Below are 15815 nucleotides of genomic sequence, written 5' to 3'. Positions count from 1 at the left end.
CTTTAGGCTTACACTGACCTTATCTTGCACTTAGGTGTAGAAAACCCTTACTTATGGACTTCGACTTACCGCAATTTTCCGAACAAATGTACGCCACATTTAGCATGATGCAGCAAGAGCTGTTAAATCCTCATACGTATTTGCAACTGGTGGCCGTTGCAGTCATTTATTTGCTTTCCTTTTATATCGCCCACAAGTTACGCAACAGCAACCGAATTACGGGGATGATGCCAAGTGAATCTACCCATCCCATTGTCAGTTTTGCATATCGAGTGGGTGAAATACTGTTTCCGCTCATTGCGCTTGTTCTATTGCTGTTTTCTGCTGAATTCTCTCAATATTTACCGTATTCCCCATGGGTAATTAAGACGGCGTACGCGATTGCTGTGCTGCTATTTTTCAATGCGCTGATTAAAGCCTTTGTTGTTAACAGGATGGCTGCCTCTGCTTTTAGATGGGTGGGTTTACCTATCGTATTTTTGAAACTGGTCGATTTGTTACCGGCTATCATTGAGGCTTTAGAGTCGGTAGCGATTAACATCGGGAATATTGAAATATCCGCTTATGGTATTGTCAGAGTGCTAATATTTGGCGGATTTTTATTTTGGTTGGGCAGAGCATCAAACAGCTTTGGCAAGGCGGTAATTAAGCGTCAAGAGTCCCTGGATGTGCCCACTCGTGAGGTATTCGCAAAACTATTTGAAGTCACACTCTTCTGTATAATTATTTTATTACTGCTCAACGTCATGGGCATTAATTTAACCACCCTAGCGGTATTTAGCGGTGCATTGGGAGTGGGGATTGGCTTTGGTTTGCAAAGCATCGCATCTAACTTTGTTTCGGGCATCATTATTTTGCTCGATAAATCACTCACCGTAGGAGATTTTGTTGAGCTTGAGGATGGCCAAAGCGGTTTTGTACGTGAATTTAGAATGCGCTATGCAGTACTAGAAACCTATGACGGTAAAGATATACTGGTTCCCAACGAAAAATTTATTTCAGGATTGCTCACTAACTGGACGCATAAGGATCCGAAGCAACGATATCGCGTCGATTTCTCTGTTGCTTATGCGACCGACATACGAGCCATGGTAGAGCTGATAAAGGAAGCGGTTGGCCAGCATCCACAAGTCATTAATGGACCTGAGATTCCCTTTGAAGAACGTCCCGACTGCGAAATCGATAGCTTTGGAGACTCAGGCGTGAATATGTTCGTAGAGTTTTGGATGGAAGGCATAGATGATGGCAAAAACCGTGTAGGGGGTGACTTACTGCTTACCATTTTTGAAACCTTAAAAGAGCACGGGATCCAGATCCCCTTCCCTCAGCGTGAAGTGCGCATTCTAAATGACGATGAAAGCTCTGCAAACACCGCCGGTATTCGTATTAAAAAGGGATAAATAACGAACAAAGATACACTCGCTTTATTCGTTCATCGCATCATCAAAGTGATAGGTCAAACCTAACCAAAGTACATCTTCGTCTGCATCATCAAAGCGGTATCGTTCCCACTCGACGTTAGCTTCCAAGTGGTTATTGATGCGATATGTTGCGCCGATGCCAAAGAAAATATCGGTACCGTCTGTGGATGGTAAACTCTCAAGCTGACGTTCGCCAAATACATCAAATGAATCATATTCACCTTCCCACTGGAAAAGTCCAACACGCCCGTATAAATACCATTCATCGTCAGTCACAAAACTGTACACCAATGCACCAGTAAAGCCATCGACTGAAGTCGGCCTTACGCTTCTTGCTAAATCAAAAAAGAGGTCGGGGTCTGTGGTGTTTGTTGAAAAGGCAACTTCTGCATCAGCTAGTCGGGTATAGCCCAGCTCAAAGCTTAAGTTCTCTGTGAATGAGGCGCCCACCAAAAGTTTCAGCGCCAGGCCATCGTAATCCTCTTCAATATCAAATACATCAAAGCCAATATCATTCGCGGCGCTTTGTACATCAATTTCATTTTCGCCAAAGCCAGCCCCGATAAAACCGCTGACGTAAAAATATTCAAAGGCGCAGTCGTCATCCTGCTTACTTTGATTACTACGCCGATTCTCGTCTAAGTCGGAGCATTTGGATTTATTAACATAAAACTGCTTTTCGTCTCGCTTCATCTGGGTTTGCTGAGCAGCTTGAGCGCTGCTTGATTGCGCGGCTATCAAGGGAGAAGCAGCCTGTACTGGCATTGAAGCCAGTCCAAGCGCAAAGATTGCTGACAAGCCGCCACTTTTGAACGTAAAAGTCGACAACAGTTTAGTTCGAGTGATTTGCTTCATGGCTTAAGCCCCTATTTTGGTAAGCGTTAGGTGTAGCGTGAAATGCAGACCTTCGCGAAAGTGCGCGGCGTGCATCCTGTGCATAGCGACGCAATAGCGCCGCAAGCAAGAGTAATATCAAAGCATAGATACCCAGTGAGCCTCCACCGCTCGATTTATTCTCAATTCTTACGGTTTCCACTTCGATAGTAATGCGCACCACGGCAGTGGCGATGAGACCTTGGTCATCCACAATACTATATTGAATCAAAGCCGTTTCCAAAGCACCGCTGTTGGGTGTAAAGCTCAAGCTTCCATCAGCTTGAATGCTTACCGAACCGTCAGACGAAGTAGCGCTCGTCACTGTTAGCAGACCACCCTCTGGGTCGCTATCATTGTCAAGCACGTCAATGCTCACGGTGCCGCTTGTGCGCACGCTGACAATATCATCTACCGCGATAGGCGGTAAATTACCGTTGACCATAACGGTAATCACGGCAACATCGGTCAAGCCATTGCTATCGACAATACCGTAACGAATTTCATCCACGCCGCTAAAACCAGGTGTCGGCACGTATCGTATTTCGTCACCTTGTTCGCCAGCAATAATGCTGACATTACCAAAGAAGGCATCAACCGAAGTGATAATTAAGCCGCCTGCGGCGGGGTCAATATCGTTTGCCAGTGCATCAATGATCACTTCTTGCTCAACAAAGGTAGTTGCCGAATCATCTATAGCATCTGGTAATTCACCTGCATCAACCACACCGACAAAGCCGGTATTGAGCACCGAAGCGTTGGCAACATCGTCGCTGTCATTCGCGCCGCCATCAACAATTTCTAACTGCACACAATAATAGCCAGCAACCAGACCTGGTTCATACTCGCCGGAGCCAGGAGGTGGACAGAAGCCCGGCTCACCTGGCGCTGAGAACAAGCCATTGTCGCCAGTTTCATCGAAGAAGGCCCAACCATCTTCAATATTGTAATGACGATACACTGCCGCTTGCGGAATCGGTCTGCGCTGAGGCAAAGTAAGCAATAAACGATCATCTGCTGCAGGCATGCCATAAGCGATAAAGTCGTTGATTCCCCCCACATTGCCTGCCAGCGTATCAGCGCGCAAGGTCCCAATGTTTGCAATCTCGCTCTGATAAATAAGCGCACCGCCGCTGGCTGTGCCAAAGGCAAACTGGCCAATGCGCATGCATACACCCGGCTCGCCCTCAATCAAGAACCTATCACGCGAGTCCACTTCTTGCTGCAATACGTTACATTCCGCTGTACCGTCCTGCCAATCAAAGATACCGTCGCCATCACTGTCGTTAAAACCTTCTTCATCGTCAGCAATGCCATCCATGTCGGTATCATCCGAACCTAAGTCTGGTAAATCAGCCACAATCTGTAAGTACACCACAGTGCTTGCAGTGAAGCTTGGATCGTCAATGTCAGTGATTGTCACGGTGAATTCGTATACACCTGGAGGTGCAGTGGACGGGTCAAATGTATAGGTTTCATCGCTATCATCCACATCATCAAGCGCAAGCTCAGTATTGGCCCATTCAAAGCTATATTGATTATCAAGGTCTGGATGCTCAATAAGACTGTCGATAGTGACTAGGCCACCATCGGCCACTACCACATTGCGAACCTCGCCGTCTTGACTAGCAAAGAGCGTAATCACAGGATTCACATTGGTTTCAACAATACTCACTACATGTTCGAAGTTTTCACCGATATTCACGCTGTCAGAAAGGGTAATAATGACTTCTTCGATATCTTCTATAAAGCCATCCTCGAAGGTTTTGAACTCAATGAAAGCCTCCGTGGTGTTGTCAAACACCACTTGACCACTTATTAAGTCGTGATCTGCCGATCCTGCACTGCCACTGATGCTAAAGGGCACAACAAGCGGATACGTGGGTGATGGTCCGTTGAGATGCACCGATACGCGCACCGATGAACCCTCAATCACGCTTTGATCGTTTTGAATCGATACCAGTGGATTCACATTTACGGTTTGTGTGGCCACCGTTCGGCGGCCTTCGCTATCTTCGGCCACATAGAATACGGTGTTAACCCCCGGAGGATACAAAATGAGTCCATCAATGATTGACACGGGCAGTGGATTGCCAAACTGGTCAATTGCGCTTGCCACTCCAAGTTCTACTGGGGTGAACAAGCCTGTAGCATCAATTGTAATATCCTCAGGCACAGTGAGCACCGGGTTTAAGCCACTGCCATCACCGCCAACCGTAACCAGCACTCTTGCGGTTGCTTGTTCACCATTTTCATCTTCAATGGTGTACTCAATCACGTCGTTGCCCACAAAACCAGGAATTGGCGTGTATACAAGCTCTCCATCGACGATTTCCACCGTTCCGCTAACCGCATTTGCATCTACAATGCTTAGCATATCGCCGTCTGGGTCTTCGTCGTTCGCTAGTACATTGATATTGATGGTGCTTTGATCTGCGCTCATTTCAACAAAATCATCGTTCGCTATGGGTGCATCATTTACAGCTTGCACGGTAATCGTCACCGTCGCAACATTTGAGTCCGCCTCTCCATCGTTGACCTGATAGGTAAAGCTGGTCACGCCGCTAAAGTTATCATTTGGAATGAAGGTAAAGTCAGGTCCAGTGCCAAGCAGTGTGCCATCTGGCATACTGAGCAATGTAAAGCTTAGTGGCTGACCTTCGGCATCACTAACATCGGCCACAAACATCACACTGGTATCTTCTAGCGTCACCACGGCTTGGTCCATGGCAATGGGGGCGGTGTTGGTATCAAATACCGTGATATTAAGCTCGGCACACACTAGGGCACCCATATCATCTTCAACGCATACTTCACCCGTGACAAGGCCGATAAATCCTGGTGGTGGCGTATAGCTAATCGTGCCGTCAGGATTGATCACGACATCGCCAACAGCAACGGTTGCACTGGCAATAGTGAAGCTGTCGGAATCACTATCTTCAATCAAACTAGTAATATCAATGGTCGATGATTCATCTACCGGCACAGACGCCGCAATGGGCGGCAGTACTGGCTCGTCGTTCACTGGCAGTACATCTATATTCACCGTCACTGTTGTTAATCCACCATTGCCGTCATCGACGGTGTAGGTGATCGTTGCCGGGCCATTGTAATTGGCAGGTGGCATGAAGAAAATACTGCCGTCTGGACCAATGCTGACCTCTCCAATATCCGACGAAATATCCGAGATGCTCAAGCTATCGCCATCTGGGTCACTTGCACTGGCTAACACGTCGATATTCAGCACGGTATCTTCATCCATTGAGACATTGATATCATCAGCTAGCGGCGGGTCATTCACCGGTAAAACATCCACTGTCACAGTTGTGCTGCTGGACTGTCCTGTTTCGTCGGTCACCGTGTATTCAATCGTCGCGGTGCCGTTAAAATCAGGTGATGGCGTAAAGATAAGCTCTCCGTCATCGGTAATGACAACGTCACCATCTGCAGAAGTCGCAGTCGTAATCGATAGCTCAGTGCTGTCAACATCGGTATCGTTGCTTAATACATCAATAGTGACTGCTTCATCTTCGTTAGTGCTAGCAGTATCAGGATTCGCTACCGGCGCGTCGACGACTTCTTGCACATTAATAAACACCGTAACTGGCACCACACCGCCGTTTCCATCATCAACATTGTAGGTCAAGGTGACCGGACCATTAAAATCAGGGTCAGGGGTAAAGGTGACGGTGCCATCTGCATTGAGACTTATGGTGCCGCTGGATACCACTAGATCCGTTACCGTAAGTGTATCGCCGTCAATATCAGTTGCTGTTAGCAGAGGGTCAATTCTCAAAGGAGTATCTTCCAAAGCCACCAAAGTTTGGTCGCTCGCTACGGGGGGATCGTTGACCGGTGTAACATCAACCGTAATTGTGCCTGTAGTCACTTCGCCCGTCGCGTCAGTTAAGGTGTAATTGATAAGGGCCTCGCCTGTAAAATCTTCATTGGGCGTAAATAGCACATTGCCTGCAGCATCGATACTTACGTCACCTTGCGCACTCACTGCACTCGTTATGTCTATTACATCCCCATCCGGGTCTGTATCGTTTGCAATAGCATCAATGGTAATTGGAGTGTCTTCAGGCGTGCTTGCCACATCAGGATTGGCCACCGGTGGGTCGATTTCTGGCTCGACATTGATTTCAACCGTTACAGGTGTGACGCCACCATTACCGTCATCGACGTTATATGTGACTGTGACAGGCCCGTTAAAGTCAGGGTCTGGCGTAAACGTGATTGTGCCATCTGCATTTTCAACGACAGTACCGCTGCTTACGGCCAAGTCAGTGATAGTTAAATCATCACCGTCGGCATCGCTTGCATCTTTGAGTGGGTCGAAGATAACAGGAGTATCTTCTCGGCCTGGAAGTATTTGACCTGGCACTAATGGCGGATCATTCACATCAGTCACATCAATGGTCAGTGTGCCCGTATCCACTAAGCCTGTTTCATCTTCAAGGGTATAGGTAATGAGCGCTGTACCATTGAAGTCGGGGTTGGGTGTAAACACGATTTCACCACTTGGTAGAATAGCTACCGTGCCGTTTGGCGAGGTAGCGCTTGCAATACTAAGTTCATCGCCATCAGCGTCAGTGTCGTTTGATAATACATCCACCGTCACAGGCGTATCTTCTGGTGTCGCAGCGGAATCCGCATTTGCCACCGGCGCATCATTTACAGGAGTAACATCAACTGTGCTCGTTACCGACACCACACCACCATTGCCATCGTCAATGTCGTAAGTAATCGTCACACTTCCGGTAAAGTCCGGCGCCGGAATAAAGCTAATCGTGCCATCAGGATTAAGCGTTACCGTGCCACTAGAGGCGCTAACATTAGTCACCCTAAGTGCATCACCGTCTGGATCACTTGCGCCAATTAGGGGATTAAACGAAATAGGCGTGTCTTCCGGCGTAGTGAGAGACTGCCCCGTTCCGATTGGATCATCGTTTACTGGCGCTACGGTCACGACAGCATTGCTCGTAGCCGTACCTCCATTACCATCAGAAATTTCATAAACAATCGTTGCCGTGCCACTAAACTCGGGTTCTGGCGTAAAAGTGATACTTCCATCTGGATTGACTGTCACTGTGCCGTCGGGACTAGTAGCAAGCGTAACGGTCAGCGCGTCCCCATCGGCGTCGGTATCATTCCCTAGAACATCAATGGTCACTGGCGTCTCTTCGGCAGTAGTTGCTGCATCAGGATTTGCGACAGGCGCATCCGGCAGTGGATTTACAGTCACGGTAATAATGGAGCTGGACTGTCCTCCAGCACCGTCTGTCACCGTATATGCGATTGTCTCAGTACCAGAAAAATCGTCCGCTGGCGTATACTCAATCGCGCCAGTCATGGTGTTAACGTTAAGCGTTCCACCTGCACTTGCCGGACCTGCCGAAACAAGCATTAACATTTGCCCTGAGTCGGGGTCATTGTCATTTGTTATCGGCGTAATAACAGATGCACCGCTGTCCTCATCCACGCTCAAGCTATCGGGCGAGGCTGTTGGGAGACGATTAAGCAATACCATGTCTACGTTATTACTGGGTGCGCTTCGCGCGATAAGCGCATCATCGTTGTAAGCTAGGGCGCTCTGTATCGCGAAGCTTTGTGTTAACGCGCTAGGGATCAGAGCGCTAGTGTCGACTCCCATGGCAAGTACGAAGCCCGCAAGATCTGCGTCGCTATCCGTACTTATCACATTGCCTAAATCAATACTCACAGTGCTCCCAGAGACAACGACGGGCACAGTGACAAAAACGTCATCTACGGCGGTATTGACGTTACCCGGGTTGTCGCCCGCGCTAATACCAGAATCAAATCGACGTTTGATTTGGGCGGTGCCGCTTTCGTAGCTCATTCCTGACGGCAGCGTAAAGCTGAGTCGCCCATCGCGGGTGAGCCCTTGTGGGAAGGTCGCATCTAGTTCAAGGGTCAAACCTTCACCTTGGACAAACTCATTGCCTGCTGTAGTGCTGTCTGAAGTATTAGTGAGGCTAGTAGAGACCATATATTCGGGCGCATCGCCTACAAAAACATTAATGAGCGTTGGTGTAGCGCCGTCGCTTAAATCTGCATTTGCGTCGGATGCCGTATCAGCAAAATTACTCGCGCTAACAATTTGCTGAGAACTAAGCACCGTATCTGCACTTAAGGCGTCTACCACCACATCGAAGCTGGTAATTACGGTTTCGCCTGGCGCAATCGAACCAATATTGGCGTTGAACAAGCCCGCACCAGGGTCAGTTGTGACACCTCGGCTAGTCTGTTCAGAGCCAGGCACTAAGGTAGTGTTGCTAGGTATGCTTTGTCCTGCCGTCACAGCATCTGCATTGGCAGCACCGTTGTTAATGATTGTTGTCACTAACTGCACGGTGTCGCCTGGGTCGACCAAACCATCTCCATCAATGTCATTGACCAGTACGTAGGATTGAGACACCACAACGTCAGGCTCAGGCGTTACGCCTGTCGCCACGGCTGTAATGGTCGCGGCTTGCGCGCCATCGGCTAAGTTGCCGTTACTATCAGACAGCAGCGCAGGTGTTTGATCGCTCACCACACTAGCTTGCGCACTAAATGTTTCGGTGTCAGCAATACCGTCTAAATTAACCAATGGACTATCGATACTTGCCTGCAAAGTGATCGTCACGCTTTCATTTGCAGCAAGGCTTGCAATAGTCGCTTCAATGTCAGCACCTGTAACAAGGGCTGAGTCGCCAGCGTCCGCTGGCCCGCCAATGCTGATTGAGCTTGGCACATAGCTAAGTCCGCTCGGTAATAAATCTATAAGGTCAATATTGGTCAAGTCCATATTGCCAACATTGCTAAGAGTGTAGCTAAATTCCAGTATATCGGTTTCACTTACTGCCATGTCACTGTTGATATCGCTAAGCAAACTTATGCTTTGAGAGACATTCAACGCAGGGGTAAGTGCACTGCTATCGCCGACGCGTATTTCGTTAGCTTGATCACCATTGGCATCATTGCCATCGGCATCCGTCAGCTCTGGTATGGTGGAGTCAGAATTTACCACACCTTGAGCTTGAATCAATGTGCCTACCGGCGTGCCTGCGTTCACCTCAATGGTAAAGTTAATGGTTACTTGCTCACCACTGGCTAGCTCTCCAATATCAACATTGGCACTCGTGCTGTCGTCTACTGTACCTTTAGTAGTATTGAGCGAACTTGCTACATAAGTGGTATTATCAGGTATTGCCTCGTCAAAGCTTACACCATCCACTCGCGGGCCATTGTTAGTAATTAGGACCGACTTTCCAAGCTCATCACCTGGGTCTGCAATACCGTTACCGTTGTTGTCAGTCACGATGCTCAAGCTTTGGCTTGCATCAATAAAACTAGCATCGTCTGAACGCACGGTGTGTGTGCTTACAAATTCATACGATCTTTCTTCATCAGCATCTCCGGCTTGCGAACTATGCATGCCGTTATCAATCTCAAATTCAAAATCTGTCCCAATGGCAGCATCGTTGTTTAGCTGAGCATCGAAAATAAATGAGAGTGAGCCATCTGCGGCGTTTAGCGTGCCAACATCCACCACGAGTCGAGTGGGATCACTATCATCAATAATACCCGGACCGGTGAGGCTGCCTGGCTGATAAGTAAAACCATTAGGGATAACAATCTCAAACTCGGTATCAAAGGCGTCAGCCGCTAAATCTGTGGCACGGATATCAACAGTGAAACTGGTGGTATCACCTAAAGTAATCACGTCCTTGGCGCTTGAGATAGTGGCCGTCACGCTTGGTTCAACAATATCTACAGGCACTGCGGCGGGTCCAACACTGGTACCCGCGCCTGTTGCACTTGCAAAATTGGTAAGCGTGGTGCCTGCGCTGTTACTTGGTATGTCTAAAACGCGCGCCTCAAGGGTAAGCACTAAGAAGTCATCACTTGGGTCATTGTCAGCAACGTTGGTCAAAGTGCCAAAATCGAAGGTCACATTGTTGCTTCCATCCACTATACCGCTTACATCACCCGTATAGCTGATATTTGAACCGGCATTCACCGTTGCTGCGATAAACTCAAGGCCTACTGGCAAGGCATTGGTAATAATTGTATTTGGCTCCTGCCCTTCACTGACATCCAATCGAATGTCTATGAAGATAGACTCGCCGGGCACAAAGTCATTATCTGCGTGTATATCATTTAGCTGTGACTGAATGGCAAGGTTGTTTGCAAGGGTGAGTGAGCTGGAGGTCGTTTCGTTGTAATTATTCAGTTGTGTATCGCTGTCGTCGTCGCTACCGCTGTCACTGCCATCTCGACCTGAGCTTGCTTCATCACTGGTGTAGGCCAGTGCAGATGCATTCGTCAATGTCGCACCTGCCGTTGCGGTATTGGATATTGCAACGGAATATTCAAGCGTAATACTTGAATTAGGAGGCATTATCATTGTGCCGTCTAGTTCGAAAGTGTCATCGGCAGTGCTTGTGGTCGCTTGGCCAAAGTCGCTCACTGCCACAGCGCTACCTGAAGCTGTCAATAATACCTCATTACCAGGGTTATCAACATTAATATCAATAAATGATACACCCGATCCAGTGCCGTCGGGCGCGCCCAAAAGCTGTGCATCGAAAACATCGGCAAAGCTTACATTGTAAGCGGTCGCTTGTGCTGATGTATTGGAAATGACCGTTCGATAAGTCACAACATCGCCAGCATCTGCGTCTGTTGCACCCTCTATGATAGTTTGGCTAAGCTCTAGATTCGCTTCAATGACTTGCACATCTGCATTGTCACTCGGTACATCACTTAAGATATCAGCATAATCTAAACTCGCCCCAATAGGCAAAATCTCGCCGTTTTGATTGCCCAGCACGTTATCGACAATAAGGTCAATTTCTACCGTCACAATCTGACTATCGCCAGCTGAATTCACTACCGAGCCAAAATCCAGATTGATTGGGTCGCTACCAGAGCCTGGCGTTAGATTGGGTGTAAGGCTGTTGCTGAAATCGCTACTGGGGGTGGTGATGCGAATGGCATTATTGTCGTAAAGGAGCCCATCTGGTAAGTCGAGCGTGGCGATGAAATCGTCTGTTGTACCCACTGGCAATGCGATTTGCTGGGTGACGGTTAGCACTTCGCCTACTTGTAAGCTACTATCGCTCAAACTTAGCTCAATGCTTGGCGTTTCTGCAATAACTGACGCGGTTTTTATGACAAATAAATCGTTAACCGACTGATTAGATGTGTTGACGACCCTATCGCCGGTTCGCTCACCATTATCGCTGTTTGGCGCACCCGGAGCCGCATCAGACGTACCGCGCAAACCAGGCAAACTGCTTGCTTTAACACTCGCGCTGGTGCTGGCGCTTTGGCCAAAGCGAATAAACGGGTCAACGACTGCTTCTAGCTGTACAGTAATACTTTCGCCAGACCCCAGATAGGCATCGTTTGCCGCCAAACAGCTGGAATCGAGGGTGACGACTTGTCCTGCTAATGAAGCACAGGCTGTTACATCTGTGCTGCCGCGCGAGAGCACTGCCGATAATAATGGAAGCGCGGCAGGAGTGAGCTCAGCGGGAAGCGTTTGTTCAAGTTCAAATTCCCAAGCACGAAGCGTTAAACCACTTGAACGATTGCTAAACACGGTTTCGAAAATGACATTCGAGCTACCCCTTACAGTGGTGGGTGCGACTGAGTATGCCAACTCAAGGCGAGGCTCACCGATAAACGATGTTGCGCGTGTAGTGTTTGACTGTGGCACCGAGGCTTGATTAATAAACGCTATTTCAGCACTTACATTCTTACGATTGCCCCGATTGTTGTTTCGATTGTTGAGCACCAGCACGTCGAAGGTGATGAAGATTTTTTCTTCATCTGCATCGTCGTCTTCGTTGGTGATATCACCCAAATTAAAATTAAGGCGCTGCCCAGATAAACTTGGGGTAATGGCAGTATCAGTCGCGTTCAAATCACCTTCGTTGGCGCTATTGAGTGTGGTGTCAAAGTCTCCGCGGATCAGTGCAGAGCCTGTTTGATATTCATAGCTGCGCGGCAATACAACGGAAAGCAGACTTTTACTTGAATTTTCACTAGTAAGGCCTTCTGGCAAGGTTGCCTCAAACTGATAGGTTACAAGCTCACCAATGGCAAATATGTCACGACGCGCGTTATCCGACCATGCTTCGCTGGTGTTAATCACCTGTAAGTTGCCAATTGTGGGGGTTTGAGTATTCAAAATCGCATCATCAGATTGTGTATTCTCTCGCTCTACCGCAGGCATGCCGTTCAAGCTTGAACCCGTGGCACTGCTTGTTACGGTAAAGTTAGAGCCGCTTCGGACGTCGTCTCTTACAACGGCGGTATAACTAAATACAATATCGTCGCCAGGATTCAGGGTCACGTTACTCGCGGTGTACGAGACGGTTGGGCTACTATAGCTGAAGGTAAATGAAGGGGGTGTAGTGTCTTCAGTCACGGTGCCTAGATCAAATAAATCGCCATTTACCACACTGTCGAAAATGACATCATAAGCGGGTGCTGTGCCGTTGTTGGTAATGGTCACTTCAACCGTGACTTCATCGCCTGCTTCAAAACCGCCCGTCTCGCCATCGGAATTAGTCGCTACGGTGCTTACATTCAAATTATGTTCCGCAAACGAGCTTGTTGCATTGGACAATACTGTCGCGCCGGTTCGGCCAGTAAAATCGGCGCTTGAGGACAATTCTTTGTTTTGCAATGCACTAATTGCCACATTCGCTGAGTCGTCTGCCACAAGCGCATCAAAGGTTAAGGTAAAGCTGTTATTGGTCGTGGTATTATCTGAGGTCGTTGCGGTAGTGCCGCTGAATGCAATATCTAAGCTTTGTTGACCACCCACTATAACGGGCGTTGAAGCAGTGGGAGAGGCATCTACGGTGCCAACAAAACCTGCGCTATCCACACTCGCACTTCCATTAACAAAGGTAAATCCTGCCGGTAATACCAAATCAATATTGAAGTCGTCAATTTCACTCTCTGGCAGTCTCACTTCGGTTTGATAGGTAACCACATCTCCTACCACAACGTTACCCATCGAACCTTCGGGAGATACTGAATCGACGGTAGTGGTAATGCTTAAATTATCAATGTTGAATGTTTGCTCAGTGACAATATCAGGAAATGGCGCTGCGGCAATAGCATTGGCCCATGACGTTGTGGCGCTGGACGTAATCGATTGAAGGGGAACAACATCGTCGGAAATCACTCTTGAGAAGTTCAATTCAACCACCTGTGCAGGAGCAACTGGACCGGTGATAGTAAAATCTCCGCTCGCAAGACTTCCAGATGTTGAGGCAACCATGCCATCAATGGTCACACTAATTAGTGTAGCCGTCTCTAAACCAGCAGAAGCAGGCACATCCACCATAATATCAAAGGCGCTTGCACTGCCTATATTCGTTAGCTCTAGGATGTAATCTACGGTATCACCTGCATCTCTCACAGTGGGTAGAGTTTGCGTCAGAACGCCCTCAAGCACTGGTGCTTTGGCGCTAAAAGAAACAGGGGCAAATAAAACAGACGGTTCACCATTAGTATTAGCGGAGTTTGATTGTATTATATTGGTAAGGAAAAGGCCGTCTGCATAGGGGTCAGTGCTGATGGCTGTTGCTAGATCATATTCAATTACCTCACCTGCAATATCGGTTTGTGCAGGTAAGCTTAAAATAACGGCATTGGTTGCTGCATCAATGGTGATTGTGGGTGCTTGTCCCAAGGTATCGGCAGGGCTAAAAGTAATGTTGTCACCGAATGTCGTGCTGATATCTGAGGCAGAAAAAACGGCAAGCGGTAAATAGTCTGTCACAGAAAAAGCGGGAATATCGCCCGAGGGAATATTTACCCGCAAACGAAAACTGATGCCCTCACCTGGATCAAAATCGCTTAAACCACCCACTATCGATTTTTCAATACCGATGGGCGTTACGGTTGCAGAGGATGATGAATCTTCTGCACACGCACTAGCGCCTCCTTCAAGACCATAAGCAAGCGCGCTGCTGATATTAAGTGTATCGTTCGCTAGCACCGGTGCCGAGCTTTGCCTAAAAGTCTGTTCTGCGATGACGGTATAGCTAATTACGACCGAATTGCCAGGCGCAATGTTCAAACCAGCATCGTTCAAATTATAAACTACCGACTGTGTACCATCGCCATTTGTGGTGATTACCGGAGAATAGCTCACGCTAGCGCCCCCGTTGACGCTAAGTGACCCGACTGCATCGAAACTCAAACCATCGCTTAGTGTATCGGTAATGATCATTCCTGCTGCAGTGGGGTCAGCATAATCACTCACCTGAATGCTGTTGGTAACGGTATAAGACAGCCCAGGAATCAACGAGGAATCTGATAAACTTTGTTGTAAGGTGATGTGTTTTGCACTAAATGAGGCATTGTTACTCAGCGTGCTAAGCGGAGCTCCTGGCGGGAACTGTGCATCACTCTCGCCGGTATGAATAATTGGCAAAGCCGCACAGCTGGCTGTATTCAATACATCATCAACAATCGCCTGATAACTTATTAATATATCCTCTGTACTTGCGCTACCGGTCACACTTGCGCAATCGACCTCTAAATTACCCCCGTTTATGCCGACCGCAGGCGCTGTACTTATGACACAGCCAGTTCCTCCGGTGATGACAGGCACAGTCTGCGCTATCATTTCGCTATTGAGCACTTGAGACACATTAAGATTCGAAATTGTGCTGCCATCAGCTACATTTATCGTGTGCACAAATGGCACGCCGCCCGCTGCAGTAGGCGCGATTTCTTGCTCGGGTGAGCTGGCAGTAAATGTGTACTCATACAGCTCAGGCGTAATCGTTTTATTGACGGCAACTCCAATAACAGGGCCGTTAGCACCGATAGACGTATCACCAAAGCGATAGGCCGGAGCAATAGATAAGTTTAAAGGTGTACCAATTTCAGCACCCGAATTGATAGTGGCGCATAACTCAGCGGTTAACTCTGGCCCACCCTCTACAACCGAGCCCACCGATTTGGTGACTAAACTTAACGTTTGACCAGCGATGCCGGTGACGATTTCATTTGAAAATGGGTCAGTCAATTCGAACGGCGCAGTGCTTGGAAAAATACCGACAGTGGTAACCGTCAGTCCGTTTCCAAACAAGCTTGCACTGCTAAGGCTTAAATCTGAGTCGGTAACCACTTGTAGATAAGGACCGAAACCTGGGTCTCCGGTATGTGAGAAGCTCGCACCAAAACAAACTTGTTCACCAGCTAATCCTGCCTCAGGAAGCTGGTTATCGATAAGCGGGGTAGTAGCGTGTGCGGAATTTGCACCTAAACCTGAACTGACAACAATCGCCAACCCTAAAAGACCAGCCTGCAGACGAGCATCCATAATCGCACCTTAAACGCATTAAATAACATTGAGTGTCAGCTAAACTGACAACACTGAAGCGAGTAAAAACGGAAGTACTAAAAGTGACGAATCCAACAAGCAAGCATAGAAATGCCGTGTGTTGAAACATTATTTAGCGTCAATTTCTAGAT

General features: G+C 48.0%; 3 protein-coding genes. 1 reads left to right on the top strand and 2 read right to left on the bottom strand.

The features are described 5' to 3' along the window. Window positions 1-53 precede the first annotated feature (53 nt). Window positions 54-1400, top strand: a complete 1347-nt coding sequence (locus PN836_RS13545; protein ID WP_395339120.1) for a mechanosensitive ion channel family protein — start codon at window positions 54-56, stop codon at window positions 1398-1400. A 24-nt stretch (window positions 1401-1424) separates the two neighbouring features. Here PN836_RS13545 and PN836_RS13540 read toward each other — a convergent pair whose 3' ends face one another. Then, a complete protein-coding gene (locus PN836_RS13540; protein WP_395339118.1) occupies window positions 1425-2276 on the bottom strand; it encodes a porin family protein in 852 nt (283 codons plus the stop codon). Further along, window positions 2254-15663 carry a tandem-95 repeat protein gene (locus PN836_RS13535; RefSeq protein ID WP_395339116.1) on the bottom strand — a complete coding sequence of 4470 codons (13410 nt, stop codon included), beginning with the start codon at window positions 15661-15663 and terminating at the stop codon, window positions 2254-2256. Before PN836_RS13535 ends, PN836_RS13540 begins: the two co-directional genes overlap by 23 nt. Window positions 15664-15815 lie beyond the last annotated feature (152 nt).

The sequence above is a fragment of the Ningiella algicola genome, assembly GCF_028401415.2.
Taxonomy (GTDB): domain Bacteria; phylum Pseudomonadota; class Gammaproteobacteria; order Enterobacterales; family Alteromonadaceae; genus Glaciecola.
Note: the sequence above shows the minus strand (reverse complement) of the source record. Positions and strands in the feature narration are given on the sequence as shown.

What these genes read in the sequence shown, in the direction of transcription:
- PN836_RS13545 (WP_395339120.1), top strand. Translation starts at nt 54, where the DNA reads ATGGACTTCGACTTACCGCAATTTTCCGAACAAATGTACGCCACATTT.
- PN836_RS13535 (WP_395339116.1), bottom strand. Translation starts at nt 15,663, where the DNA reads ATGGATGCTCGTCTGCAGGCTGGTCTTTTAGGGTTGGCGATTGTTGTC.
- PN836_RS13540 (WP_395339118.1), bottom strand. Translation starts at nt 2,276, where the DNA reads ATGAAGCAAATCACTCGAACTAAACTGTTGTCGACTTTTACGTTCAAA.